Below are 25,990 nucleotides of genomic sequence, written 5' to 3'. Positions count from 1 at the left end.
ATGATCCGGTTGCCTTTGCTGGTCCCGCCACCGACGAAGGAGCAAGGCGCAATGGACTATACCAAACAGCTTGATGTGGCGATTGACCGGCTGCACGAGGAAGGTCGCTACCGGACTTTTATCGACATTGAGCGCCGCAACGGGCACTTTCCGCACGCCGTCTGGACGCAACCTGACGGGCAGGATAAAAACATCACTGTCTGGTGCGGGAACGACTATCTTGGGATGGGGCAAAACCCTGTTGTTCTTGCCGCCATGCACGAGGCGCTTGATGCGACCGGGGCTGGCTCTGGCGGGACGCGCAACATTTCGGGTACCACAGTCTATCACAAGCGCCTTGAAGAAGAACTGTCCGACCTGCACGGCAAAGAAGCCGCGTTGCTGTTCACCAGCGCCTATATCGCCAACGACGCAACCCTGAGCACGCTGCCCAAGCTCTTTCCAGGTCTGATCATTTATTCCGACGCGTTGAACCATGCCTCTATGATCGAAGGCGTGCGCCGCAATGGCGGGGCCAAGCGTATCTTCCGGCACAATGACGTGGATCACCTGCGCGAGCTGATGGCCGCCGATGATCCCGCAGCGCCTAAATTGATCGCGTTTGAATCGATCTATTCGATGGACGGCGACTTTGGCCCGATCGAAGCGATTTGCGACATTGCAGACGAGTTCGGCGCGCTGACCTATATTGACGAAGTCCACGCCGTCGGGATGTACGGACCACGCGGGGCAGGGGTTGCGGAACGTGACCGCCTGATGCACCGGCTTGATATTATCAATGGCACGCTCGCCAAGGCCTATGGCGTGATGGGTGGCTATATCGCGGCCTCCGCCAAGATGTGTGATGCGATCCGGTCCTACGCGCCGGGGTTTATCTTTACCACGTCGTTGCCGCCTGCGGTGGCTGCAGGCGCTGCGGCGTCGGTCGCATTTCTCAAGACCGCGCCCGAGCTGCGCGAGAAGCATCAGCAGCAGGCCAAAGTGCTTAAACTGCGGCTGAAGGGGTTGGGCTTGCCGATCATCGATCACGGCAGCCATATCGTCCCTGTGATCGTCGGGAACCCTGTTCATACCAAGATTTTGTCCGACCGCTTACTGGAAGATCATGGCATTTACGTGCAGCCGATCAACTTCCCCACAGTCCCCCGCGGAACAGAGCGCTTACGCTTTACCCCGTCGCCTGTGCATGGCCCGCTGGAAATCGAAGGGCTGGTTCACGCAATGGACGCCCTATGGTCCCATTGTGCGCTGAATCGTGCCGAAATGGCGGGATGACCCCGAATATTTCGTATAGTCCGTTGATTTATGCTACCGATAACGAAAGAAAAGCCTAATCTCGAATCAACATGTTGTTTCGATTAAGGGCAGCGGGCATAGCTACGGGACATTTTTATGATTGGGCGGTGGTCCTTCAAGTCAGCAGATGACGAGGAAGTTGAAGCCAAAGGCTTTGACGCTTTCGACTTGCGCCTAGGTGATTTGATGCGGGGCGAACGTGCGACCCTTGGTAAATCGCTCTTGGACGTGCAGCGCGAACTGCGGATCAAAGCATCCTATATCGCGGCAATCGAAAATGCTGACCCGGAAGCCTTTGATACACCTGGTTTTATTGCGGGTTATGTGCGTTCCTATGCGCGCTATCTGAATATGGACCCTGACAAGGCCTTTGCCGCATTCTGTGCTGAATCCGGCTTTGCTGTCGCGCATGGCATGTCGTCCAAAGCCTCGGTTGTTAAAAAGCCGTCCCGCGAAGAACGCCTGAAACACACCGGTGAAAGCGACATCTTTTCCCGCCCCGCGACCCCCTTCACGCCAGTTGGCGATTCCTTTCTGGCGCGAATCGAACCCGGTGCATTGGGGTCGGTTCTGGTGCTGGTCGCGCTGATTGGCGGGATTGGGTATGGCGGCTGGAGCGTGCTGAAAGAAGTGCAGCGCGTGCAGGTGTCCCCCGTGGACGAAACCCCCGTTGTGCTGTCTGACCTTGACCCGCTGCAGGGCGCGCTTGCCGCTGCGCCCGATACGACCGAGGACCCCGACGTTCCGGCGACAATGGCAGCCCCGCGGTCGGATGCGCTTGATCGGCTTTATCGTCCGGCGGCGCTGGATGTTCCCGTGCTTGTGGCCCGTGATGCGCCGATTTCCTCGATTGACCCGCGCAGCATCGGCAGCTTTGCCTCGATCTCGCGATCCCCGTCACCATCGATTGGCGTGACGCCGCAGCGTGTTGCCCAGAATGGTGATATCCAGCGCGATGTGGCGGATGTGGCCCCCGGTACGGTACCGCAGGTGGTCGAAGAATCCGCCCCGCAGGTGCGTATGGTTGCGGCCTATCCGTCTTGGGTGCGGGTCCGTGCTGCCGACGGCAAGGTCATCTTTGAAGGTATCATGAACAAGGGCGACAGCTGGGATATCCCCGCAACCGAAGAACCCCCAACATTGCGTACGGGCGAATCCGGTGCGCTCTATTTCGCGATGGATGGTCAGTATTTCGGACCTGTCGGTGATCGTGGTGCTGTGACGTCCAATCTGCCACTGCATCGTCAGGCATTGGCTGAACTTTATGAACCCGCGGTGCTGGAAGAGAATTCCGCGCTTGCCACGATGGTGGCCGAGCTGAAGAATGCCGCGACTCCGCCGACTGAATAAGCCGGTTACCATTGCAACAACGCGACGGGCTGAATAGGTGTAGGGCGAACCGGCCCTGACCGATCCTTCGACTGTTTCATTGCCAAAGGTAGCTTTGCATGTCCCTCAATCACATTCGCCCGTGGCGCAACATTTACCGTCGGAAATCCCGCCAGATCATGGTGGGAAATGTGCCGGTCGGGGGGGATGCGCCGATCACCGTGCAGACGATGACGAACACGCTGACCACCGATGTCAAAGCGACGATCGCGCAGGTTCAGGCTGCTGCTGATGCGGGCGCTGATATTGTGCGGGTGTCGGTACCTGATGTGGAAAGCTCGAAGGCGCTGAAAGAAATTGTGCGCGAAGTGACCGTGCCGATCGTTGCCGACATCCACTTTCACTACAAACGCGGGATCGAAGCCGCCGAGGCTGGGGCCGCTTGTCTGCGGATCAACCCCGGCAATATCGGTGACGAAAAGCGCGTCAAAGAGGTGATCAAGGCGGCGCGGGACAACAACTGTTCCATCCGTATTGGCGTGAACGCAGGCTCGCTTGAACGGCACCTGCTTGAAAAATATGGCGAACCTTGCCCGGATGCGATGGTCGAAAGCGGGATGGATCACATCAAGATCCTTCAGGACAACGATTTTCACGAATTCAAGATCAGCTGCAAAGCATCCGACGTCTTTATGGCTGCCGCTGCCTACCAACAGTTGGCAGAAGCCACGGACGCGCCCATTCACCTTGGGATCACCGAGGCTGGCGGGCTGACGTCGGGCACGATCAAATCGGCGATCGGTATGGGTAACCTGCTGTGGATGGGCATCGGTGACACGATCCGTGTGTCACTGTCTGCTGATCCCGTCGAAGAGGTGAAAGTCGGGTACGAAATCCTGAAATCCCTCGGCCTGCGCCACCGTGGTGTTAACATTATCAGCTGCCCCAGCTGCGCGCGTCAGGGGTTTGACGTAATCAAAACCGTCGAAGCGCTGGAGCGGCGGTTGGAACATATCAAAACACCGATGAGCCTGAGCATCATTGGTTGCGTCGTCAACGGCCCCGGCGAGGCGCTGATGACGGACGTCGGTTTTACCGGTGGCGGCAACGGGTCGGGGATGGTCTATCTTGCGGGCAAGCAAAGTCACAAGCTGGGCAACAAGGGTATGATCGACCACATCGTCGAACAGGTCGAAGCCCGCGCCGAAGCCATCGAGGCAGAGACCCAAGCGGCAGAGCAAGCAGCCGAGTGACTTTGCCCAAAGCGGCGCATTTGCCATCGACAGATATTTGCGTATTCCATATCAATAGATATGCCTGATCACGCCGCCAAGACCCCTACATACGCCGAGTTTTTCTGCGGCGGTGGCATGGTGCGTGCGGCTTTGCAGGGCCGGTGGGACTGTGTGCTGGCCAATGATATCGATGCGATGAAATGCAAGGTCTATGCCCGCAATTGGGGGCAGGACGCGCTGCATCACGGCGATATCGCCGAGATGCCGGACGATCTGCTGTCGCGTCAGGTAGATATGTATTGGGCCTCCAGTCCCTGTCAGGATTTCAGCCTCGCGGGCAAGGGCCAGGGCCTAAGCGGCGCGCGCAGTGGTGTTTTTGCGCATTGGGCCGACAAGATCGCAACGGCCATCCAAGCGGGTTTCGCACCGCGGATCATCGCCTTTGAAAATGTGGTCGGGCTGGTGTCACGCAACAGTGGCGCTGATATGAACACGGTGCTCGCGACGTTTGTGCGGCTTGGATATAAGGTTGGCGCGCTTGAAATCGACGCACGGCGGTTCCTGCCACAAAGCCGCCCGCGACTGTTTGTTGTCTGCGTGCGCGAGGATATCGACATTTCGGGTCTGACGGCGCCAAAGCCGTCCCATGTCTTTCACGGCAAGAAGTTGCAAAAGTTTCTGGCCTCTGCGTCGCGTCCTGTGCGGTCGAACTGGGTCTGGTGGAAGCTTGACGACGCCCCTGCCGATGAACAAGCGCTAGAGCGCGTGCTAGAACGCCGCGCCACGATGCCTTGGTTCAGTGCGGCGGACACCGACCGTTTGCTGACACTGATGTCACCGCCCAGCCTTGAACGGTTGCGTGTGGCGCGTACGGCAGGGCGTACGGTGGTCGGTACGATTTATAAACGTGGCCGCCCTGACGCAGACGGCAACGTCCGTCAACGGGCAGAGCTGCGCACCGACGGGATCGCAGGGTGCCTACGGACGCCCGCGGGCGGATCATCGCGGCAAATCCTGATGTTTATCAAGGGCAACCAGGCCAAGGCGCGGCTTGTGTCCTCGCGTGAGGTGGCGCGGCTGATGGGGCTGCCCGATAGCTACAAGATGCCCGACACCTATAACAATGCCTACCGCGTGGCAGGGGACGGCGTTGCTGTGCCGGTGGTGCGTTATCTGGACGAGGTGCTGTTCGCCCCCATTCTGAAACGCCAAAGCTTGGGCGCAGTGGCATGAACGCGGCGCAGGCGTTTCGTGGCAAAGCATTGGCGGCGCTGACCAATCAGATCGGCGTCTATGCGCTGTGCGATCTGGACGGCAATCCGATTTACGTGGGCCAGTCAGTCGATGGCATCCGTACACGGGTGCGGCGGCATCTGACGTCGGCACGCTCGGATGTGATTGCAAACCGTCAGATCGACGTGTGGGAAATCGCATTTGTCTGGGCGTGGCCCGTCGCGATTAAGGCCGAAGTTGAGCCATTAGAGCGGTCAATCTTTGCCTATTACGACGCCGAATTGCCCTTGATGAACGGCAAGCCGATGGTGGCCGATGCGCCGGTATTCGAATGGCCCGAAAAGCAGGTGGTGCAAGTCATCGACGAAGAGGAACGGCAGTCGCGGCTGACCCCGTCAAACCGTCTGCCGCGCCAGATCAAGCAATATGATCTACTGGTCGACTACATTCTTAACGTGAAGGAAGCGCCGCATCTCAAGCGGTCGCTGGACGCGCATTTCAAACGCATGGTGCGCTATCATCAGCGCTTTCTCTAACCGCTATTGCGTCAGATAGCGCCGCAGGACGATGTCAGGCATATGGCCGCGCAGGATACTGTCGGGCATGACGTAAAACGGCAAATCTGTCATCCCGAGCTGTTCTGCCAAGGCAGCGCTTGTCGGATCGGACATAACGTGATGCTTGAACGTCACGTTGTATGTATTTGATATTGTGTTAAGTTCTTCCAGCGCATTTGCACAGTCCGCGCAATCTTCACCGGTGAACAACGCAATCCGCGTGCCCGCCAGCACCTGCTGTGTGAGCGACGCGATCAGGTCAAGGTCGGCTTGTGCCTTCTCTTGATAGGCCTCGGCCGCGTAATTTGGAGGCGTCACTGCGGCGGCGACCAGCTCGGGCTCGGCGCGCAACAAGGCACGTAGCTCTGTCCCGAACGCCATACGCTCCGCATCTGTTAGCGCGCCAAAGTCAGTTTGCGCGACCACCGGAAGGGCGGCCACGCAAAACACCAGGGCCAGGCGCATCTTAGTCGCGCTTTTCTGCGACAATGGCTTTCATCTGGTCATAGGGCAGATAGCCGCGCAGGAGTTCATCTTGCATCACGAAAGTCGGGGTGCCAGAAATTTGCATCGCTTGTGCCAGCTCACGTGTGTTTGCGATCGCGGCTGTGACTTCGGCACTGTCCATTTCTTTCTGGATCGCGTCGGTATCCAGATCAAAGCTGCTGGCCAATCGGCTTAGCGACGTCTGCGTAATGTCACCGTTAAAGCTCATCAGGGCGTCGTGAACGGATTTATAGGCCTCGTCGCCCGCCACGATCTTGGTCGCGATGGCAAAGCGCGAGGCGACCATGGATTGCTCGCCCAGGATCGGCAGCTCTTTTACGATAAAACGGATGTTGCCGTCGCCGTTCACAAGTTTTTCGACTTCGGAGAACGCTTTTTTGCAGTAGCCGCAGCGGTAATCCATGAACTCGACAATGGTCAAATCGCCGTCAGGGTTGCCGCCGACATAGGAATAGCCATCATCAAAGATCGCCGCTGCATTGTCGGATACCAGCGTGAAATCCGCCTGCGCCTGCGCTTCGGCCTCGCGTTGCTGTAGCTGGTTGACCGCTTCCATGATGACTTGGGGGTTTTCCATCAAATAGGCGCGAACCTCCGCGCGGAATTGCGCGCGCTCGGCGTCGGTCAGTTCGGTCAGGTCCATCGCTTGGGCGGGGGCTGTCAGGGACAGGGCCATCAAGGCGGGGGCGATCAGCTTTTTCATCAGGGTCACTCGCTTGTTGTTGCGCAGGGGTGCAGGCACCGGTTGCAGGGGTGGTGCGCGATTTTGAACGCACGCACAAGGGTTGACGGCACCAGCGGGGTGCGGTGAAAGGTCCAAGCCCAACAGTAGGATCAAGCTTATGCGTATTTCAACCCGGTCCCAGGTCGATCCCTTTATCGTGATGGATGTAATGCAGGCCGCCGCTGCCGCCGAGGCAGAAGGCCGCCACATCATCCATATGGAAGTCGGCCAGCCCGGCACCGGCGCGCCCAAAGGGGCCAGCGCCGCGCTGACAGCCGCGATGGAGCAGAACGCGCTTGGCTATACCGTCGCACTTGGCCTGCCGGCGCTGCGCAAGCGGATCGCGCAGATGTACGGCGAGTGGTACAATGTTGATCTGGACCCAAGCCGCGTGGTGATCACCTCTGGTTCGTCGGGCGGGTTTATTCTGACGTTCACATCGCTGTTTGATACGGGCGATCGGGTCGGTATCGGTGCGCCGGGCTATCCCAGCTATCGCCAAATTCTTAAGGCGCTGGACCTCACACCAGTTGATCTGCCCACCTCGATCGAGAACCGTTTGCAGCCGGTGCCGTCGGATTTCGCCGATATGGACCTTCAGGGGCTTTTGGTCGCCTCGCCGGGCAACCCCACGGGGACGATGCTGGACCATGGGGCGATGTCTGCGCTGATTGACGCGACCCACGGGCAGGGCGCGTCATTTATTTCGGACGAGATTTACCACGGCATCGAATACGAGAAAAAAGCCGTTACCGCGCTTGAGATCACGAACGACGCCTATGTGATCAATTCCTTCTCCAAGTATTTCTCTATGACGGGGTGGCGTGTGGGTTGGATGGTTGTGCCCGAGGATCACGTGCGCGTGGTTGAGCGGATCGCCCAGAATATGTTTATTTGTGCACCGCACGCCAGTCAGGTGGCCGCCCTTGCCGCGATGGATTGCACGGCAGAGCTTGAGGCAAACATGGACGTCTACCGCGCCAACCGTGCGATGATGGTCACGGGGCTGCGCGAAGCCGGGTTCACCAGTTTCGCTCCCCCTGACGGGGCATTCTATGTCTATGCGGATGTGTCATCGCTGACAACGGACAGCCGCGAATTGGCGCGTGACATTCTAAACAAGGCCGGCGTGGCTGTAACGCCCGGGCTGGATTTCGATCCGGTACGCGGGCATCAGACGCTACGCTTTTCCTATGCGCGCAGCACACAAGACATCGCCGAGGGTCTTGGGCGGCTCAAGGCCTATATGGCAGCACGCTGAAAGGCTGGTTCGGGGCGCGGCGGAATGTTATACCCGCCGCAACCACCCCAAGCAGAACGGTGACAGGCATGCGTATTTTCCCTATTATCGCAACGGTTTGCGCGCTGTCCTTGCCTGCTTCGGCGCAGGATCTGACGGCGCTTGCGCGGGTTGAACCGGACAAAAGCGCGATCTCGGATGGATGGTTCGGCGGGACAACCTTGACGTTGGGGTTAAGCCAGGGCGTGCCGTTTCGCGTGTTCCTGCTGGATGATCCGGCACGGCTGGTGGTTGATTTTCGCGAGGCCGATTGGAGCGGGGTCAACACCCAAGACCTGCTGCCAGAGCCGGGGCGGATCAGCGGATTGCGCTTTGGTCCGTTCCAGCCCGGTTGGTCACGTCTGGTGGCGGATCTGGCCGAACCAATGATCCCGCGCCAAATCGGGATGCCGGTGAACAAGGGCTCTGGTCAGGCCACGCTTGAGATCGAGTTGAAATCGGCCACCGTCGAAGAGTTTGCCGAAGCCGCTGGTGCGCCTGTGGATCCCGCGTGGACCATGGCGCTTGCTGCGCCGCCGAAGGTGGAGGCCGATACCAAAGCAAGCCCGTTCCGCGTTGTGCTGGACCCCGGACACGGCGGGGTCGATCCGGGGGCTGAAACGGACGGCGTTTTGGAAAAAGACCTGATGCTTTCCTTTGCCCAAGCGCTGCGGGACACGCTGGTGCGTGACGGAATCGACGTGGTGATGACTCGCAACACCGACCACTTCGTTGCGCTGGAAACACGTGTCGCCATCGCGCATCAGGCAGAGGGCGATCTGTTTATATCACTTCATGCTGATAGTTTGCCCCAAGGCGGGGCGAAGGGTGCGACGGTCTACACGCTGTCGGATGACGCCAGTGATTCCGCCACGGATCATCTGGCGGCCCGTCACAACCGCGCGGATATTATCGCGGGGGCTGATCTGACCGGGTCGGACGATCAGGTGGCCAGCGTGCTGCTGGACCTTGCCCGCCAAGAGACAGAGCCACGGTCCGTTGCCGCCGCCTCCGCGCTGCTTGAGGGGATGAAAGCTGCCGGGGGGCCAATGAACCGGCACCCGCTGCGCAATGCCGGTTTCTCCGTGTTGAAATCCGCCGATATTCCGTCGGTCCTGATCGAAATCGGGTTTCTCAGCTCCAAACGGGACCTGGCCAATCTGCGGGACCCGATCTGGCGTGCTGTGATGGTCTCAGCAATTGCCGATTCCATTGCCAAGTGGCGCGACGCGGATGCAGCGCTTAAGCCTTTGATTCGCCAGTAATCCACGGCACGTCCGATGGCGTTATCTGTGCGCGGGTTATCGCACAGGAAAACTGCATCGTGTTTTGACGATTCCCACAGGGTTGCGTATAGACGGTTCACCAACCCTCCTTGCAAGGAACTGCCAACCGTGTTTCGTTTGATCCTGTCTTTTTTCGGGGGTATTTTCACCACCCTCACCATGAGCATCGGTATGGTCGCCATGACCATCGGCGCGGTGTTCTGGATGTATGGCCGCGATCTGCCCAGCCACGAATCCCTCGCGCAGTACACGCCGCCGACGATCAGCAGGATTTATTCCGGGCAGGGGCGGTTGATTGATGAATTCGCCAAGGAACGCCGCCTGTTCGCACCGGCCAATACGATCCCGGCACTGATCAAACAGGCGTTCATCTCGGCCGAAGACAAGAACTTTTACATCCACGAGGGGTACGATCTGCGCGGCATCGGTGCCGCTGCGGTGGATGCGGTGCGCACACGGGGCAAGGACGTGCGCGGTGCGTCGACCATCACGCAACAGGTCATGAAGAACTTTTTGCTGTCTGGCGACCGACGCGCAGAGCGCAAGGTAAAGGAAATCATCCTTGCCGCCCGCCTTGAAGAAACGCTCCCCAAAGAGAAAATCCTCGAACTTTACCTGAACGAGATTTTCCTTGGCCAAAACTCCTACGGTGTAGCTGCGGCCTCGCAGACCTATTTCAACAAGACGCTGGGGGAGCTGGCCCCGCATGAGGCAGCCTTCCTAGCGTCCTTGCCCAAAGCGCCGTCCGACTATCATCCTGTCCGCCAAAAAGAGCGGTTGCTGTCGCGTCGGAACTTTGTTCTGCGTGAGATGAAGGAAAACGGCTATATCACCGCCGCTGCGTATGACTCCGAAGTCGCGCAGCCCCTGCGGTCGGTGCAGAATGGTGATTTCGAAAGCTTTAAGGCAGAACTGCCGCCGCGTGATTACTTTACCGATGAAATTCGCCGCCAGCTGTCCGAAAACTTTGGCGAGGGTGAATTTTTCACTGGCGGTCTGACCGTGCGCGCCACCATCGACAACGAAATGCAACCCATCGCGGCACAGTCCCTGCAGCTTCAACTCGAACAATATGACCGGGGCATTGGTATCTATCGCGGCACCGGCAAGAAAATCGCGACTGAAAAGCTGACGTCAGAGGCAGATTGGCGCGAAGCGTTGTCTGACGTGCGGGTGCCGCGTGATGTTGATCTGGAAAATCAATGGCATCCGGCAGTTGTCCTGAACCTTGAAAATGGTGCCGCCCGTATCGGGATCGAGGGCGTGGACGAAGTCGAGGGCGGTCATTCTATTCCTGCCAAGGATGTCCAATGGGCGCGCAAACGTCTGGAAAACGGCAAGCTTGGCCCGCGGGCACAGGTGCCTGCAGATCTGCTTGAGGTCGGGGATGTGGTGCTTGTGCGTCGCATGACCACCGATAGCGACGGGTCGTTTATCCGCTGGACCTTGCGCCAAATCCCCGAAGTGCAGGGCGGCTTTGTTGCGATGGACGTTAACACAGGCCGCGTGATCGCGATGCAGGGCGGCTTTTCCTATCAGGCATCGGTGTTTAACCGCGCCACGCAGGCCAAGCGCCAGCCGGGGTCAAGCTTTAAACCCTTCGTCTATGCTGCGGCGCTCGACAGCGGCTATACCCCCGCGACCATCGTCGTGGATGCGCCGATCGAAATCAATACACCTCAGGGCATGTGGCGGCCGCGCAACTCGTCGAACAAGTTCTACGGGCCCACGCCCTTGCGGACGGGTATCGAACAGTCGCGCAACCTGATGACCATCCGGCTTGCACAAGAGGTCGGGATGAACACAGTTGGCGATTACGCCGAACGGTTCGGGGTGTACGACAATCTGTCGCCGGTACTTGCCAACGCGCTCGGCTCGCAGGAAACGACGCTGTACCAGATGGTGTCGGCCTATGCGATGTTCGCGAATGGCGGCGAGCGTGTGCAGCCGACCTTGGTTGACCGTGTACAGGATCGCTATGGCCGCACCGTTTATAAGCACGACCAGCGGATCTGTAACGACTGCCAGTTGGAAACCCTTGCCCCCGGTGTCGGGCCGCGCATTGTTTCCAACCGTGAACGGGTCATGGACCCGATTACCGCCTATCAGCTGACCTCGATGATGAAGGGCGTGGTTGATCGCGGGACGGCCCGCGGCGCGGTGAATTTGCCGGTGCCAATTGCGGGCAAGACCGGTACGACAAATGATGCGAAAGACGTCTGGTTCATTGGGTTCTCCAGCAACATCGTGGCGGGCTGCTATATCGGTTTCGACAATCCGCGCTCGCTGGGGCGTGGGGCGTATGGGGCCGGTATGTGCGGTCCGGTGTTCCAGCGTTTCATGAGCGAGGCCATTCAGAAATATGGCGGCGGCCCCTTCGAAGTGCCGCCCGGTGGGCGCTTTATCAAAATTGATCGCTTCAGCGGTGCGCGTCTGTCCGACAGTGCCTCGGGCTCAAATGTTGTGGCCGAATATTTCCGTGATGGCGAAGAGCCCCTGTTCGGGATCACCTTTGACGGTGGCTTTGCGATGGGTGCCGATCTGCCACTGGTGAACGAGGCAGGCAGTGGCGCACGCGAGGTTACGACCTCTACCGGTAAAAAAGCCCGTGTGGGGCCCAAGGCCAGCTTTGGGACGATCAACTCTGGCGGGCTGTACTGACGCCACAGGCACCGCCCTAGCGCTTGCCCAAGTTGCCGCGCTGGTCTATTTGAAACGCGGCCCCGGCTATTCGGGGCCGCGATCTATTTAAAGGCAGGATACCATGCGCGCAGATGCACAAAACACAGCAGACCAGATCAGCAAATCGCTGGAGCTGTTGGCGCAGCGTCTGAATGTCGAAACCGCGCCCTACCGGCTGGAAGAATTCAACGCCCGCGTCGAGAACCCCAACCTGTGGGATGACCCCGACGCAGCGCAAAAGCTGATGCGTGACCGCCAAGCGCTGGTCGATTCTATCGCCACCTACGAAGGCATCAAGCAAGAGCTGGCCGACAACATCGAGCTTATCGAACTGGGCGAGATGGAGGGCGACGAAGAGGTAGTTTCCGAGGCGGAAAGCTCCCTGAAAACACTCGCCAAAACAGCAGCCCAAAAAGAGCTTGAGGCGTTGCTGAACGGCGAGGCTGACACGAATGATACCTTCCTTGAGATCAACGCAGGGGCGGGCGGCACCGAAAGCTGTGATTGGGCCAATATCTTGTCGCGGATGTACGTCCGTTGGGCCGAGAAAAAGGGCTATAAGGTCGAGCTGCAATCCGAAAGCGCGGGCGAAGAAGCCGGGATCAAATCAGCCACCTACAAGATCAGCGGTTTGAACGCTTATGGTTGGCTGAAGTCAGAATCCGGTGTGCACCGTCTGGTGCGGATCAGCCCCTTTGACAGCGCTGCGAAACGGCACACGTCCTTTACCTCTATCTGGGTATATCCGGTGGTCGACGACAATATTGAAATCGACATCAATCCGAGCGATATCCGCATCGATACCTACCGCTCTTCCGGTGCCGGTGGCCAGCACGTGAACACCACGGATTCTGCCGTTCGGATCACACACCACCCCACGGGGATCGTCGTCACCAGCTCTGAGAAATCGCAGCACCAGAACCGTGACATCGCAATGAAGGCGTTGAAATCGCGGCTTTATCAGATGGAGCTCGATCGCCGGAACGCTGCCATCAACGAAGCCCACGAGAATAAAGGCGACGCAGGCTGGGGCAACCAGATCCGGTCCTATGTTCTGCAGCCCTATCAGATGGTTAAAGACCTGCGCACCAACTATGAAACCTCGGATACAAAAGGGGTGCTGGATGGTGATCTTGACGGGTTGATGGGGGCCGCACTGGCGCTTGCGGTATCGGGTAAATCCCGTGCCGAGGCGCAAAGCTAAGACCATAATCTAGGCAGCGCCGCGCGGACATACCGGTGACGCGCGACATTCGCGTCACCGCCTCTTGCATCTGCGCGCTGCCTTCCGTTCTATGACCCGAACGGAGGGCACAGGCATGAATATCCTAGACATCGGGGCATTGGCCCAATCCGAAGCGCTGGCGAACGGGAGCTTGACCGCCGTCGCGCTGATGGAGGCAACCTTGGCGCGCATTGACGCCGTCAACGGGCAGGTCAACGCCATTGTCGCGCTGTGCCCCCGGGCAGACCTGATGGCAGAGGCCGCACAGGCCGACGCAACGCCAAGAACCGGCTGGCTGCACGGTATTCCCATCGCGATCAAGGACTTATCCGATGCCAAGGGGTTACCCACCAGCAAAGGCTCGCCTCTGTTTGCCGACACTATAGCGCAGAAGGACAGTGTGTTCGTCAGCCGTATTCGTGCGGCGGGGGCCATCATCATCGGCAAGACCAACACGCCCGAATTCGGTCTTGGCAGCCATACGTTCAATCCGGTCTACGGTGCCACACGCAACCCCTATGATCTGTCCCGCTCTGCTGGTGGCTCATCGGGCGGGGCGGCGGCGGCGCTGGCCTGCGGTATGCTGAGCGTCGCGGATGGTTCAGATATGATGGGCAGCCTGCGCAACCCCGCCGGCTGGAACAACGTCTACGGTATGCGGCCAAGCTGGGGCACTGTTCCGGCAGAGCCCGAAGGGGATATGTTCCTGCATCAGCTCAGCACGGCAGGACCGATGGCGCGTACCCCGCGTGATTTGGCAGCGTTGCTGGATACCATGACCGGTAACGACTCCGATCAGCCACTGGGTCTGTCGCCAGGACCTAGCCTGCCCGAAATGGGCGCACCGGTTCATCCGCGGCACATCGGTTGGCTGGGTGATTGGGGCGGGGCTTTTCCGTACGAGGACGGGATCGACGCGACCAGTCGGGCGGCATTGGACCAGATGGCGGCTTTAGGGCACAAAATCACCCATCTGCCCGCGCCCTTTGATGCAGAAGCGATGTGGGAAAGCTGGATTACCCTACGCTCTTTTGCCGTAGCAGCCGGACTTGGCCCGCTATATCGCAACGAGGAAACGCGTGCGCATCTTAAACCCGCCGCCCAGTGGGAGGTAGAACGCGGCCTTGGGTTTTCGGCACATGAGGTACAAAAGGCCAGCCTGACGCGGTCCGATTGGTACCGCTGTGTGACGGCGTTGTTTGAAAAGGTCGATGTGCTGGTGTTGCCGTCTGCCCAGCTGTGGCCCTTTGACGTCGATCAAGTGCATCCGACACAGATCGCGGGTCGTGATATGGATACGTATCATCGCTGGATGCAGGTGGTGGTGCCGGCTGGCCTGATCGGACTGCCCGTCGTTAATATCCCCGCCGGGTTTGGCGCGGCAGGGCTGCCAGCGGGGCTACAACTAATCGGGCCGCGCGGTAGCGACGTGAAGCTGTTGCAATTAGCCCAGCGTTGGCACGAGACGACCCATTGGCCCCAAGCCCGCCGACCACAGCTCGGCTAGCGCGCGCATTATTCAAACGCGTACTCGGGACGCAGCAGACGCCGATGGAAGGGCTCAAGCTCTTCCTCGGCAAATAACCCGCCGTTACGGGCGACTTTCAACACGGCTGGCAGGGTTTGGGGCAGGTATTCATAGACCAGACGCGTTGCGCGCAGCCCGATGGCGCTTTCGGGTACGGTACGCGTGATATACCCGACCCAAAAGTTATTGTTAAATGTCCCAATTCGACCAAGATAGTTAAATGATGACGTCATCGCGCCGCGCCGTGACGCGATGATTGCGATGCCCTCTTCCTGCATCAAGACGACACCACGATATTCGCGAAACTCAGATTTGAGTGGCAACCCCTGCATGCGCATGGCCATCGCCGTTTCATAGCCTCTCACATAGGTTCTACGTCCGCGACGAAAGACCATCAAAAGCCCGACGGCAAATTTTTCGGGGATCAGAAAGCTTCGGCGCGAAAAGCGGTAGAACCCACTGGGAAGCATGGCTTCGGGAAGATCCAGCGCGCGGGCCGCTACAAAATCACGCATCAGTCCAGACGACGGGGGGGCAGGTTTTTTTATGTCATTTAAAGGTTCCAACAGAATGCGGGCATCGACACCGAAGAACTGGCAAATTCTGGCCAGAACGTCGGGTCGGGGGAAACTGTCCCCGGAGAGGTAGCGATTTAACTGGGTCCGGTTGACGCCGAGCTCATGTGCGAGGTAGGTCACCGACGGGTAGTCTGCTATTAACTGTTTTAAATTATCGCCAAAAATCGTTCTAATATCAGCTGGGCTTGTCATGAAAAAAGTCCATTAGAATAAAGTAATTAAACATCACAACCTTTGAATGAATTGGCAAGTGGATTTGCCCTTATTAGATGTTAATTGACGCTGATCAGCGTCAAAATAAGCAGCGACCGACACAAATTGAAATCGTAAAAAAATCGACAATTTATCAAAATGGCGCGAGTATATCTCATGTCTAGAAGTATTTAGGAGGGGTTCGGAAATGTACGGAGTAGTGCTTTGGAGCGACGCGAAAGCCAATAAAGCCGTTTTCTGGTGTGAAGATCACGGCGACCTCGCTTACTTTCACGGCGATCCGGACAGCGTAGACCCTACCGAGGCACCCTTTGATGCCGGCGACCTAGTTCAGTTCGAAGTCTATCAGGATGCCAAGCTGCGTAAGGCGTTCAATCCCGCCATCGTGAAAAGCAAAGCGGATGCCGATCTGCCGGAAAAGCTGATGCAGCACTCAAACACGACCGTAAGGGATACTCTTGGGGGCGATATTTTGCATTTCCGGCCCAGAAACACACTGCCCGCAGAGCTTCGTCAACGTGACCTAGCCTAGCCTGTTGAGGCTAGGCTAGGTCACGGGGCTTAGTCAGGCATTCAGTTGCCGCGAGACAGCGCTGCGACACCGGTCCGCGCGACAGATACCAGCCCTAAGGGGCGCATCAGCTCGGCGAAGGCATCAATTTTCTCGGGCGCGCCGGTAATCTCGAAAACAAACGTTTCCAACGTGCTGTCAACGACATTGGCACGAAAGATATCCGCCAGACGCAGGGCTTCGACGCGTTTTTCGCCTGTGCCGCTGACCTTGAACATGGCAAGTTCGCGTTCGACCACCGGACCTTCGACGGTAAGGTCATTCACCTCATGTACCGGTACAATCCGACCCAGTTGCGCCTTGATCTGTTCGATGACCTGCGGTGTCCCCGAGGTGACGATCGTGATGCGGCTCAGGTGACCTGTATGATCCACCTCTGCCACGGTGAGGCTGTCGATGTTATAACCGCGGCCGGAAAACAGGCCGATGACACGCGCCAGCACGCCGGGTTCGTTTTCAACCAGAACCGCAAGCGTGTGCCGTTCAATAACATCCGAAAAGTTGGGACGCAGGTTGTAGGCTGAATGGCTGGTGGCGCCTTTTTTGATCTTTAGGGCTGACATGACACTGTCCTTTTAAGATGTATTCAATGTCGGCGCGCGACCGCGCCGATGTGTTTGCTTGTGCCGTTCGCGGCTTAGACCAAGACCGATCCTTTGGCGTCGATCACACCCTGCGTACCGGCACCCGCCAGCATCATGTCATTGTGGGCTTTACCTGACGGGATCATTGGAAAACAGTTTTCGTGTTTTTCCACCAGACAATCAAAGATAACGGGGCCATCGTAGTTCAACATCTCCATGATGGCATCGTCCAGATCATCGGGGTCGGAACAAATGATACCCTTGGCCCCGAAAGCCTCTGCCAGCTTTACAAAGTCGGGCAGGGATTCAGACCAGCTTTGGGAATAACGCTCGCCATGCAGCAATTCCTGCCACTGGCGTACCATACCCAGGCGTTCATTGTTCAGGATGAACTGTTTGACCGGCAGGCCGTATTGCATCGCGGTGCCCATTTCTTGCATGTTCATCAGCCACGACGCTTCGCCCGCGACGTTGATTACCAGCGCGTCGGGGTGGGCCATCTGCACACCGATGGAGGCAGGAAAGCCGTAGCCCATTGTGCCGAGCCCACCGGATGTCATCCAGCGGTTCGGGTCTTCGAAATTCAGATATTGTGCCGCCCACATCTGGTGCTGGCCGACTTCGGTGGTGATATAACGGTCGTGATCCTTGGTCAGCGCCTCAAGCCGCGAGAGCGCGTATTGCGGTTTGATGATCTTGCCTTTTTGTTCAAACTTCAGGCAGTCAACATTGCGCCATTCCTCGATCTGTTTCCACCATTTGGCAACCGCGTCGGAGTTGGTTTTGCGGCCGCGGGATTTCCAGACTTTCAGGAGGTCTTCCAGCACATGGCCCACGTCACCGACGATAGGAATGTCGACACGGATGATCTTGTTGATCGACGACGGGTCGATGTCGATGTGCGCTTTCTTCGACTTTGGGCTGAACAGATCGACGACGCCGGTAATGCGGTCGTCAAAACGCGCCCCGACGTTGATCATCAGATCGCAGTCGTGCATCGCCATGTTGGCCTGGTAAAGACCGTGCATCCCCAGCATCCCCAGCCATTTGTCGCCGGACGCAGGATAGCTGCCAAGGCCCATCAACGTAGAGGTGATGGGAAAGCCCGTCGCCTCGACCAATTCGCGCAGCAGTTGCGATGCCGCGGGGCCAGAGTTGATGACGCCGCCGCCGGTATAAAAGACAGGACGTTTGGCAGATTCGATGGCTTCTACCAGTGCGGTGATCTCGGTCATGTCGCCTTTGAGGGGCGGCTGATAATGCGAGGTCGACGGTTTCTTGGGGGTGTATTGCCCCGTGGCAAACTGAACGTCCTTGGGGATGTCGACAAGAACCGGACCGGGGCGCCCGCTGGTGGCCACGTGGAATGCCTCGTGCAGGACAGCGCCCAGTTTGTCGGTCTCTTTCACCAACCAATTGTGTTTGGTGCAGGGGCGGGTGATGCCCACGGTGTCGGCCTCCTGAAAGGCGTCAGAGCCGATCATAAAGGTCGGAACCTGACCCGTCAGAACCACAAGCGGAATGGAATCGAGCAAGGCGTCCGTCAGACCAGTCACAGCGTTGGTGGCACCGGGGCCAGAGGTCACAAGCACAACGCCCGGTTTCCCGGTCGAGCGCGCATAGCCTTCGGCGGCATGCACCGCGCCCTGTTCGTGGCGCACCAGCACGTGTTTGATGCTGTTTTGTTGGAACACCTCGTCATAAATCGGTAGGACAGCGCCGCCGGGATAGCCAAATACGGTATCGACACCCTGATCAATCAGGGCTTGAACGATCATCTTCGCTCCGGTCATTTTACGTGTCATCTTGGTGCTCCGTCAGGCGGTGGTTTATCAAAAGGTGCGTTGCGCAAAAAAAAGCCCCCGATTTTGACGGGGGCGCATGGTGACTGGTATGGTCTGCCGTTACCGGCCCATGCGCGTGTGTCTTAGAATGACGACGATATCTGTAATTGCTAGATCTGTCATAGCCAAAGGCCCTTCATTGCGTGCGTGGACATTATGAGCGGCGCAAAGGGGCGTCAATGGCATATTTGATCTAAAAGTGTCGCTAGGGGCTTAAAATCTTTTCATTTGTTGCGTGAAATCGTAAATTTTCTAATTTTTGAAAAATTGTAGCCGTTTAAACCGGTTTTGCGGCGCTAAAGCCGGACTCCCGTTCCCTGCAACACCCCATGTTCCATCGCATAACGTGTCAGCCCCGCAGTCGACGAGATGCCGAGCTTGCGTTTGATGTTCTTGCGGTGTGTCTCGACGGTACGCACGGAGATGTCCAAGGTCACCGCGACTTCTTTGTTGGATTTGCCCTGTGCCAGCTGCAGCAGGATCGTCTGCTCCCGCTCGGTCAGGGATTCACGCGTTGCGTCCTTGGGTTCAAGCGACCCTTGCGCACCGGTGCATAGATAGCGACTGCCGGCCATCACTGTATCGATCGCCAGCTTGATCTCATCGGTGGGCACGTCTTTGAGGATATAGCCCAAAGCACCGTGGCTCAGCGCCGAAGAGATATATTCGGGGTTATCGTGCATGGACAGGATCACGATGCGGGTATCAGGTTCGCGCTCCAGCAAAATTTCAGTCGCCGAAAGTCCGCCGATCTCGGGCATGTTGAGGTCCATCAAGATCACATCAGGTGCCAGCTGCGCGACGCTATCAATGGCAGCGCGACCGTTGGGCAGACAGCCGACCACCTCAATATCATCGTAGCTTTCTAGGATCGACTGAATGCCTTCGGCGACCATCGGGTGATCGTCGACAATCATGACCTTGATCATATGTGATGGCGGAGAGGCTGAAGGGGGCATGAGGTTGCTTTCGGCAGGAGGAAGATCATCGGGGTCAGGGCAGGGCGATCGGCGGCGGGCGCAGCATATGGGTCAGCGGTACGGTGGCGGTGATCTGGGTGCCGCCTTGGGCCGAGGCTTGCAGCGTCAGCGTCCCGTCAAGCTGTTCAATCCTTTCTTGCATATTGCGCAGCCCCAAGCCGCCTGAAACAGAGCGCGTCTTGGACAGCCCCAACCCGTCGTCAGAGATAGAGAGCGTCGCCCCCTGCCGGTGTCCCCGCAGGTCGACAATTACTTCCGTGGCGCGGGCATGGCGTTCGATATTGGTCAGCGCCTCTTGTGCAATCCGGTACAGTGCAATCTTAGCCTCGTCGTCCAGACGGTTGCGAAACACCACTGTGTTGAACTGGCATTTCACGCCTGTCCGTAGTGCAAACTGTTCTACCAGAGTTTTCAGCGCCGGACCAAGGCCTAGATCATCAAGGATGCTGGGGCGTAGCTCACGGCTGATACGGCGGACTTCTGCGATGGCTTCGGCAAGGCTGTCGATCCCCTTGGCCAAAGGCTCTGCTGCGCGGGTGTCGCCCCGTTCAAGCCTGCGGCGCGCATTGTCGAGCGCATAGCGCACCCCCACAAGAATCTGGCTGATCCCGTCGTGCAATTCGCGCGCCACACGCCCGCGTTCTTCTTCTTGGGCATCAAATACCCGTTGGGTGAGCTTCTTGAGCTTGGCATCCGCAAGGCGGCGTTCGCGCAGGTTGACCAGCATACCCGACCCGAAGACCAGAAAAAGCGCGGTGACCGTGATCGCGCCAATATAGAAGAACGTGCGATGCACCCGCGCCAAGACATCGAAACGGGCGGTGGCACCGCTGGCGAGCACGTCATCGATGAATACACCCGTGCCCACAGCCCACTGCCAACTTGGAAACGACGTCACATAGGTGATCATGCGTGCGTCTTCACCGGTCGACGGTTTAGGCCACATATAGGTGTGATACCCGCCGCCATTGCGCGCGATGCGGATCAGTTCGTCCACCACAGCAGTGCCCTGGCTGTCCGTCTCGCCGGCAAAGTTGCGGTTGATCCGGTCGGTTTGGCGCGGGCTGACGAGCGCGGTGCCGTCGTAGTCGTAGACAAAGAATTGCCCCTCTTCGCCATAAATCATCGCTGACAGGATCTGCGCGACCTGCGATTTTGCCCCCCCGTCATCGGGCGAGGCAGAGCCGTAGACAAAGTAAAACCCGTTGCGTGCTTGGGTGACATAGTTGCGCAGCTCGACTTTTTTGGCGTCGATCAGTTGCTGTTCTAACGTCGAGATTTCACGGTTCGCGACGGCGCGGGCCTGTAATGCCACCACAAATGCAATCGCCGTCACTGCCAGCACCAAAGGGACGGCAGCAATGAGCGTCAGCTTTTGAGCATAGGTGGGGGCGATCAGGAATGACGGGCGGCGCATGCATGGCTGATACTGGGAAATCCTCGCGAATCAAAGTGCTAGATGCAGCGAGCCTTTCACCCGCTATGCGTGCGGGTGCACAAGATATGGCGGGTCACTTCAGTCGTCTGCAGCATATTTGGGCGGTAAAACTGTGCTGTCTACGCAGTAGTTGGTATTTTCATGTTCGGGCATTTGCGTAAATTGAGTGTCACTTGAAATGACCTGCGCGCATATAATGAAGCGCGGGCACCCTCATATTACTCGGGAGGAGTATCCAACATGGACCGTCGTTCATTTCTGAAGACATCCGCGCTTGGCGGGTCTGCCGCTGCTGCAACCACACTGGCCGCACCGCTGTATGCCCAAGGCAAACGCACGCTGACCATGGTCACCGCTTGGCCCCGTGGCTTTGCCGTGCTCGATGACGCTGCCACCTATCTGAACAATATGGTTAACGAAATGTCTGACGGCACGTTGACCATCGAAAAGAAAGCCCCCGGCGAGCTTGTCGGCGCGTTCGAAGTCTTTGATGCCGTATCTTCCGGTCAGGCGGATATGTACCACGCCGCCGACTATTACTTTATCGGCCAGCACCCCGGTCTGGCGTATTTCACCGCCGTTCCTTTCGGTGCCACAGCCCAAGAGCTGACAAACTGGTACCTGCACGGTGGCGGCCATGATCTGCACAACCAGATCGGTGAAATCTTCAACATGAAGATGTTCCTCGCCGGTAACTCCGGGTCGCAGTCCGGTGGCTGGTTTCGCAAGGAAATCAACTCTGCCGCAGACTTCAATGGTCTGAAATTCCGCATGCCCGGTCTGGGCGGCAAGGTTCTGGGTAAACTGGGCGCATCGGTTCAGAACATCCCTGGTGGTGAACTGTATCAGGCGCTGTCGTCGGGCGCGCTGGACGGTCTTGAGTGGGTTGGCCCATTTGCGGACGAACGCGCGGGCTTCCAGGAAGTCGCCAAGATCTATTACACCGCTGGTTTCCACGAGCCAGGTTCGGGTCTGACAGCATCGGTCAACCTTGATGTGTTCAACGACCTGACGCCTGCACAGCAAAAGATCATCGAATATGCATCGATGGCGACGACACACACAGGTCTGGCCGAAACGCTGGCCAATAACGGTGCCGCATTGTCCCGTTTGCAGCAGCAGGGTGTTAAAACCATGCAGTTCCCCGACGATGTTTGGGATGCGTTCGGTGCCGCCTCCAAAGAGGTTATGGACGAGAACATGGACGATACCCTGTTCGCTGACATCCGTACCAGCTTTGAATCCTCGCTGTCCGCATCGGCAGAATGGTTGTCGAAATCCGATGCCTACTATGTCGAGCAACGCCAGCGCGTTCTTGGCAAAATGTAAGTCATCCCGTTGGGATGACATGGGGGCTGCCTTTGGGCGGCCCCGCACGCGACTTTGCATCCCTGAAACAGGGCACGCAAAGGGAGGATAATTTTCGCACCAAGCCGGCGCTGAAACCGGGCGGGCGAAGGGGGGATATCAATGGCAGAAGATGCAGTATGCGCAGGATTTTTCCGCGCGGCGGAAGGGGCCAAAATCAGCTGCTTGGACCAGTTCCAAGAGGGCAACCTGATCAGCTTTGTTCTGGGCAACCTACTTGAGGCGTTCTATAATTTCTTTGCAGCGCTGCTGAACCCGTCCATGTGGCTAGACTGGTCCAATGGCGAAGCGCTGATGCGGTTCATCTACTACGGTGCCTCGGCAGAGCTGTTCTTTGTCCTGCTGATCGGGCTGGTGATTGTCACGGCCATAGGGATTTGGAAGCGCAGCGTTATGTGGGCCTGTGTGCGCGGGCTGGAAGGTTTTGCCAACGCGACGGGGCGTCTTTTTGCGTGGGCCGGATTGCTGATGGTGCTGCAACAGATCATAATCGTCTTTATGCAGCGCATTTTTACTCGGCCTGATATCTCTATCGGCTTTGGTATTCCGCTGCAATTCGACATCAGCTGGTTTGCCGAAGAACTAAAGCTTTTCAACGCCTTGGTCGTCTGTCTTTGTGTGTCTTACACCTTTGTGCAAGGCGGGCACGTACGGGTTGACCTGTTCTATGCCGGTGCCAAGTTCCGCACCAAGCGCGTGATCGACATGTTCGGCGCGCTGTGCTTCATGATCCCCTTCGCGATTGTCACGTGGCTTTATGGCTGGTTCTTCCTGTGGCGCCATCTGGTGACACCGAACCCGTCGGCATCCGACCGGCTAGAGCTGTTGCTGCGCAAAGCGCGTCTGTTGAAGTGGAATGTGGAGACCATCGGCTTTTCGCCGAACGGGTTCAATGGCTACTTCCTGTTCAAGATCCTGCTTTGCGCCTTCTGCGTAATGGTGATTTTGCAGGCAATATCAGTTTTTTATCGTGCTTTGTTAGAGTTCCGCGAAGGGCCTGAGAGCGCAGATAAATATCTCGACCGCGATACGTTGGGCGAGGGCGAAGAAGCCTATGAGGGCACACATTAATTCAAGGGGCGTCCCATGCTATTTGGTCTCGACGGGGTCGAAGTTGGCCTGATCATTGTTTTTGCCTGCCTCTTTGGCGGCATCCTGTCCGGCTTTCCGGTGGCCTTTGCCATCGGTGGTGCTGGTATCATTTCTTTCGGCATCATTGCCGCGCTCGATAGTGCGGGGTTGATGGTGCATCAGGCGATTGACCAATCGTCCCAAGCGTATCGTGATCTGGTGAACTCTGGCGTTCCCAACGACGCGGTGTCCAAGTTCCGCTATCCCGATCTACCGCTCGTTGGTGAATCGGTTTTCCCCCAAGGGTGGGAAGTCGCGCTGGATCGTAATGTTAGCTTTATCGTGAACCGGATGAACGAACGTGTTCTCGCGGGGCAGTCGATCGAGACGCTTCTTGCCGTTCTGATGTTCGTTCTCATGGGGATCACGCTCGAGCGTTCCAAGATTGCTAACGACTTGCTCACCACGATGGCGCGGGTGTTTGGCCCGTTGCCTGGTGGCCTTGCCGTATCGATCGTAGTTGTTGGGGCATTTCTTGCCGCTTCGACAGGAATTGTTGGCGCGACTGTTGTTACGATGGGCCTGCTTGCCCTGCCTACGATGTTGCGGAACGGATATTCGCCCGAGCTTTCAACCGGTGTAATCGCCGCGTCTGGTACCTTGGGGCAAATTATCCCACCGTCCATTGTTATTGTTCTGTTGGGCACATTGGCTGGTGACTTGTACTCAGCGGCGCAAGAAGCACGGGCAACCTCGGCTGGATGTACGGATGCGTTGACCTATCTGGGCGAGCCTGCGGTCGTGTCTGTGGGCACGCTGTTTCAGGCGGCATTGCTGCCGGGGATCATGCTGGCGCTGCTTTATGCGCTCTATGCCTTTGTATACGCGCTGCTGAACCCTGAAAAAGCGCCTGCTGTGCCAATGGGGGCGACCAATGCCGAACCCATCACGCGGGGCGAAGGTTTTACGTGGTTCCTTGGTATGCCGGCCTTGCTGATCGTCGGGACGATTGTTCTGGGCAACCTTGGTATGGTGGGAAGCCAGTCGACAGTGGTTTCAAGCTTTAGCGATATCGGGAAAGGCGCCAGCCTGCGCACGAACGTCGGCGAAGCCTGTCAGGCCGCGATGATCGAACTGCACGGGCAAAGTGCATGGGATCAAGCGGTGACCGAACAAGCCGCGATCGAAGCCGCGGGTGGTCAACAGGCCAGCGAAAAGCTGACCGAAGAAGCACTGGCCCAAAAGCAGGCAGACAAGATCGCTGATGCCGCTCCGATCGGGACCGGTGTTGCGATCATCCTGATCCTGCTGGCCTTGGTCATGACGACGGGTCGCGGTGTGGCACCTTCGGCGGGCAAGCGCCCCTTGATCATCGGCGGCATTGGTCTGGTTCTTGCCGTGCTGGTGGACATCCTGCTGATCGGCCCTGCAACGTCATCGGGTGGATTGGTGGTGCTGATGGCGCTGCCGTTCGTGGCTGTGATGTATGGTGTGGTCTATGCGCTGAAGCTTTGCGCAGGTAACGAACTGATCCGCGTGGTCTTTCCGCCGCTGGTCTTGATCGTTGCGGTGCTGGGGTCAATCCTTGGTGGTATCACCAACCCGACGCCTGCCGCGGCTTTGGGGGCAGGTGGTGCCATCATGCTGGCGGCGTATCGCAAGCTCAAGGATATGGATCGGTCACCCAAGGTGATCATCTGGTCCACGCTGGCGATCCTGATCAGCATCCTTGTGGGTGTGAACTTTGACCTGCGCATAAACCAAGAGGGCGTGAGCGTCGAAGGCTGGTTTGCCTTCTTCGTGGCCTATGGTGCGTATCTATACGCGGTCTTCGGTCTGCTGTTCTCGTGCTGGATTCTCTATACCTCGGGCGTGCTTAGCCCCGTGGTGCGCGAGACGGCCAAGGTGACCTCGATGGTATTTACCATCCTGATCGGGTCGCAGCTGCTGAACCTTGTTGTGATCTCCTTTGGCGGTGAACACTACATCCAGCAGTGGCTGAAAAGCTTTGACAACGAGCTGACAGTCTTTTTGATCGTGATGCTGGTGCTGTTTGTGCTGGGCTTTGTGCTCGACTTCCTCGAGATCATCTACATCGTGATCCCGATTGTCGGGCCGGTGATCTATGGCGGCACCTTTGATCCGAAATGGGTGACGATCATGATCGCGGTGAACCTGCAAACGTCGTTCCTGACGCCGCCCTTTGGCTTTGCGCTGTTCTACCTACGCGGCGTTGCGCCGGCGAGCGTGACCACGTCGCACATCTACCGTGGGATCATTCCTTTCGTCTTGATCCAGGTTGGGGCCTTGGCGCTGCTGTGGATGTTCCCGGTGATCGTGACAATTGTGCCGGATCTAATTCCGAACTAAACGGGCAGCACGGTTCTGCTAAAACAAAAGGCACCCCTCGGGGTGCCTTTTTTCGTTTCATTGAGAATGAAAGCGGTTCAAAGCGCAGCGCA

The 25,990-nt window shown here is 57.9% G+C and carries 21 protein-coding genes; 14 read left to right on the top strand and 7 right to left on the bottom strand.

All coding sequences use genetic code 11. The features are described 5' to 3' along the window. Positions 1-51: 51 nt before the first annotated feature. The 5 genes from hemA (at position 52) to E5180_RS04920 (ending at position 5,629) form a co-directional block, all read left to right on the top strand. Entirely contained in the window at positions 52-1,275 is a 1,224-nt protein-coding gene (gene hemA / locus E5180_RS04940) for a 5-aminolevulinate synthase (protein ID WP_138923421.1), read from the top strand. 117 nt (positions 1,276-1,392) lie between these two features. Next, positions 1,393-2,646: a helix-turn-helix domain-containing protein gene (locus tag E5180_RS04935; RefSeq protein ID WP_138923420.1), complete on the top strand. Its 1,254-nt coding sequence runs from the start codon at positions 1,393-1,395 to the stop codon at positions 2,644-2,646. A gap of 98 nt (positions 2,647-2,744) precedes the next feature. Next, positions 2,745-3,878: a flavodoxin-dependent (E)-4-hydroxy-3-methylbut-2-enyl-diphosphate synthase gene (ispG, locus tag E5180_RS04930; RefSeq protein WP_138923419.1), complete on the top strand. Its 1,134-nt coding sequence runs from the start codon at positions 2,745-2,747 to the stop codon at positions 3,876-3,878. A gap of 60 nt (positions 3,879-3,938) precedes the next feature. Then, entirely contained in the window at positions 3,939-5,093 is a 1,155-nt protein-coding gene (locus tag E5180_RS04925; RefSeq protein WP_138923418.1) for a DNA cytosine methyltransferase, read from the top strand. Further along, positions 5,090-5,629 (top strand): GIY-YIG nuclease family protein, encoded by a 540-nt coding sequence (locus E5180_RS04920; protein ID WP_138923417.1) that lies wholly within the window; start codon positions 5,090-5,092, stop codon positions 5,627-5,629. Before E5180_RS04925 ends, E5180_RS04920 begins: the two co-directional genes overlap by 4 nt. Positions 5,630-5,632: 3 nt before the next feature. On the opposite strand, the gene E5180_RS04915 is transcribed toward E5180_RS04920, so the two are convergent. Both E5180_RS04915 and E5180_RS04910 read right to left on the bottom strand, forming a co-directional pair. Next, positions 5,633-6,115, bottom strand: a complete 483-nt coding sequence (locus tag E5180_RS04915) for a disulfide bond formation protein DsbA (protein ID WP_138923416.1) — start codon at positions 6,113-6,115, stop codon at positions 5,633-5,635. Between the two features lies 1 nt (position 6,116). Next, the gene (locus E5180_RS04910) at positions 6,117-6,860 is read right to left on the bottom strand and encodes a DsbA family protein (RefSeq protein ID WP_093733900.1); all 744 of its coding nucleotides are present in this window, start codon (positions 6,858-6,860) and stop codon (positions 6,117-6,119) included. A 139-nt stretch (positions 6,861-6,999) separates the two neighbouring features. Here E5180_RS04910 and E5180_RS04905 point away from each other — a divergent pair, with 139 nt between their 5' ends. The 5 genes from E5180_RS04905 (at position 7,000) to E5180_RS04885 (ending at position 14,860) form a co-directional block, all read left to right on the top strand. After that, on the top strand, positions 7,000-8,142 hold the full coding sequence (locus E5180_RS04905; protein WP_138923415.1) for a pyridoxal phosphate-dependent aminotransferase: 1,143 nt from the start codon (positions 7,000-7,002) through the stop codon (positions 8,140-8,142). A gap of 68 nt (positions 8,143-8,210) precedes the next feature. Continuing rightward, a complete protein-coding gene (locus tag E5180_RS04900; RefSeq protein WP_138923414.1) occupies positions 8,211-9,425 on the top strand; it encodes an N-acetylmuramoyl-L-alanine amidase in 1,215 nt (404 codons plus the stop codon). Positions 9,426-9,554: 129 nt separating this feature from the next. Continuing rightward, positions 9,555-12,107 carry a penicillin-binding protein 1A gene (locus E5180_RS04895; protein ID WP_138923413.1) on the top strand — a complete coding sequence of 851 codons (2,553 nt, stop codon included), beginning with the start codon at positions 9,555-9,557 and terminating at the stop codon, positions 12,105-12,107. Positions 12,108-12,210: 103 nt separating this feature from the next. Then, positions 12,211-13,332: a peptide chain release factor 2 gene (gene prfB, locus E5180_RS04890; RefSeq protein WP_138923412.1), complete on the top strand. Its 1,122-nt coding sequence runs from the start codon at positions 12,211-12,213 to the stop codon at positions 13,330-13,332. Positions 13,333-13,447: 115 nt separating this feature from the next. Further along, complete coding sequence (locus E5180_RS04885) at positions 13,448-14,860, top strand: amidase (protein ID WP_138923411.1); 1,413 nt, start codon at positions 13,448-13,450, stop codon at positions 14,858-14,860. Positions 14,861-14,868: 8 nt separating this feature from the next. Here E5180_RS04885 and E5180_RS04880 read toward each other — a convergent pair whose 3' ends face one another. After that, positions 14,869-15,651, bottom strand: coding sequence for a helix-turn-helix domain-containing protein (locus tag E5180_RS04880; protein ID WP_138923410.1), 783 nt, complete (start codon positions 15,649-15,651; stop codon positions 14,869-14,871). Between the two features lie 208 nt (positions 15,652-15,859). Here E5180_RS04880 and E5180_RS04875 point away from each other — a divergent pair, with 208 nt between their 5' ends. After that, positions 15,860-16,204 carry a hypothetical protein gene (locus E5180_RS04875; RefSeq protein ID WP_138923409.1) on the top strand — a complete coding sequence of 115 codons (345 nt, stop codon included), beginning with the start codon at positions 15,860-15,862 and terminating at the stop codon, positions 16,202-16,204. A 41-nt stretch (positions 16,205-16,245) separates the two neighbouring features. Here E5180_RS04875 and ilvN read toward each other — a convergent pair whose 3' ends face one another. From ilvN to E5180_RS04855, 4 genes are all read right to left on the bottom strand, one after another. Beyond that, positions 16,246-16,806: an acetolactate synthase small subunit gene (ilvN, locus tag E5180_RS04870; protein WP_138923408.1), complete on the bottom strand. Its 561-nt coding sequence runs from the start codon at positions 16,804-16,806 to the stop codon at positions 16,246-16,248. Positions 16,807-16,880: 74 nt separating this feature from the next. Continuing rightward, positions 16,881-18,632, bottom strand: coding sequence for an acetolactate synthase 3 large subunit (locus E5180_RS04865; RefSeq protein ID WP_138923407.1), 1,752 nt, complete (start codon positions 18,630-18,632; stop codon positions 16,881-16,883). Positions 18,633-18,967: 335 nt separating this feature from the next. After that, positions 18,968-19,588 (bottom strand): response regulator, encoded by a 621-nt coding sequence (locus E5180_RS04860; protein ID WP_237271700.1) that lies wholly within the window; start codon positions 19,586-19,588, stop codon positions 18,968-18,970. A 76-nt stretch (positions 19,589-19,664) separates the two neighbouring features. Beyond that, a complete protein-coding gene (locus E5180_RS04855; RefSeq protein ID WP_138923405.1) occupies positions 19,665-21,068 on the bottom strand; it encodes a cache domain-containing protein in 1,404 nt (467 codons plus the stop codon). Between the two features lie 261 nt (positions 21,069-21,329). Here E5180_RS04855 and E5180_RS04850 point away from each other — a divergent pair, with 261 nt between their 5' ends. From E5180_RS04850 to E5180_RS04840, 3 genes are all read left to right on the top strand, one after another. Continuing rightward, positions 21,330-22,418 (top strand): TRAP transporter substrate-binding protein, encoded by a 1,089-nt coding sequence (locus E5180_RS04850; protein ID WP_093733846.1) that lies wholly within the window; start codon positions 21,330-21,332, stop codon positions 22,416-22,418. 141 nt (positions 22,419-22,559) lie between these two features. After that, a complete protein-coding gene (locus tag E5180_RS04845) occupies positions 22,560-23,528 on the top strand; it encodes a TRAP transporter small permease subunit (RefSeq protein WP_138923404.1) in 969 nt (322 codons plus the stop codon). Positions 23,529-23,543: 15 nt separating this feature from the next. Beyond that, entirely contained in the window at positions 23,544-25,898 is a 2,355-nt protein-coding gene (locus tag E5180_RS04840; RefSeq protein ID WP_138923403.1) for a TRAP transporter large permease, read from the top strand. Positions 25,899-25,990: the final 92 nt, after the last annotated feature.

The sequence above is a fragment of the Sulfitobacter sp. BSw21498 genome (assembly GCF_006064855.1).
In the GTDB taxonomy this organism is placed as follows: Bacteria; Pseudomonadota; Alphaproteobacteria; order Rhodobacterales; family Rhodobacteraceae; genus Sulfitobacter.
The sequence above is the reverse complement of the archived record's forward strand: the minus strand, read 5'-3'. Positions and strand labels throughout refer to the sequence as shown.

Bases quoted from the DNA above. Each gene is read 5' to 3' on its own strand.
- E5180_RS04880 (WP_138923410.1), bottom strand. From the start codon at position 15,651: ATGACAAGCCCAGCTGATATTAGAACGATTTTTGGCGATAATTTAAAA.
- E5180_RS04875 (WP_138923409.1), top strand. From the start codon at position 15,860: ATGTACGGAGTAGTGCTTTGGAGCGACGCGAAAGCCAATAAAGCCGTT.
- E5180_RS04850 (WP_093733846.1), top strand. From the start codon at position 21,330: ATGGACCGTCGTTCATTTCTGAAGACATCCGCGCTTGGCGGGTCTGCC.
- ilvN (WP_138923408.1), bottom strand. From the start codon at position 16,806: ATGTCAGCCCTAAAGATCAAAAAAGGCGCCACCAGCCATTCAGCCTAC.
- E5180_RS04925 (WP_138923418.1), top strand. From the start codon at position 3,939: ATGCCTGATCACGCCGCCAAGACCCCTACATACGCCGAGTTTTTCTGC.
- E5180_RS04920 (WP_138923417.1), top strand. From the start codon at position 5,090: ATGAACGCGGCGCAGGCGTTTCGTGGCAAAGCATTGGCGGCGCTGACC.
- E5180_RS04845 (WP_138923404.1), top strand. From the start codon at position 22,560: ATGGCAGAAGATGCAGTATGCGCAGGATTTTTCCGCGCGGCGGAAGGG.
- E5180_RS04865 (WP_138923407.1), bottom strand. From the start codon at position 18,632: ATGACACGTAAAATGACCGGAGCGAAGATGATCGTTCAAGCCCTGATT.
- E5180_RS04910 (WP_093733900.1), bottom strand. From the start codon at position 6,860: ATGAAAAAGCTGATCGCCCCCGCCTTGATGGCCCTGTCCCTGACAGCC.
- E5180_RS04905 (WP_138923415.1), top strand. From the start codon at position 7,000: ATGCGTATTTCAACCCGGTCCCAGGTCGATCCCTTTATCGTGATGGAT.
- E5180_RS04860 (WP_237271700.1), bottom strand. From the start codon at position 19,588: ATGATTGTCGACGATCACCCGATGGTCGCCGAAGGCATTCAGTCGATC.
- E5180_RS04935 (WP_138923420.1), top strand. From the start codon at position 1,393: ATGATTGGGCGGTGGTCCTTCAAGTCAGCAGATGACGAGGAAGTTGAA.
- ispG (WP_138923419.1), top strand. From the start codon at position 2,745: ATGTCCCTCAATCACATTCGCCCGTGGCGCAACATTTACCGTCGGAAA.
- hemA (WP_138923421.1), top strand. From the start codon at position 52: ATGGACTATACCAAACAGCTTGATGTGGCGATTGACCGGCTGCACGAG.
- E5180_RS04900 (WP_138923414.1), top strand. From the start codon at position 8,211: ATGCGTATTTTCCCTATTATCGCAACGGTTTGCGCGCTGTCCTTGCCT.
- E5180_RS04840 (WP_138923403.1), top strand. From the start codon at position 23,544: ATGCTATTTGGTCTCGACGGGGTCGAAGTTGGCCTGATCATTGTTTTT.
- E5180_RS04885 (WP_138923411.1), top strand. From the start codon at position 13,448: ATGAATATCCTAGACATCGGGGCATTGGCCCAATCCGAAGCGCTGGCG.
- E5180_RS04915 (WP_138923416.1), bottom strand. From the start codon at position 6,115: ATGCGCCTGGCCCTGGTGTTTTGCGTGGCCGCCCTTCCGGTGGTCGCG.
- prfB (WP_138923412.1), top strand. From the start codon at position 12,211: ATGCGCGCAGATGCACAAAACACAGCAGACCAGATCAGCAAATCGCTG.
- E5180_RS04855 (WP_138923405.1), bottom strand. From the start codon at position 21,068: ATGCGCCGCCCGTCATTCCTGATCGCCCCCACCTATGCTCAAAAGCTG.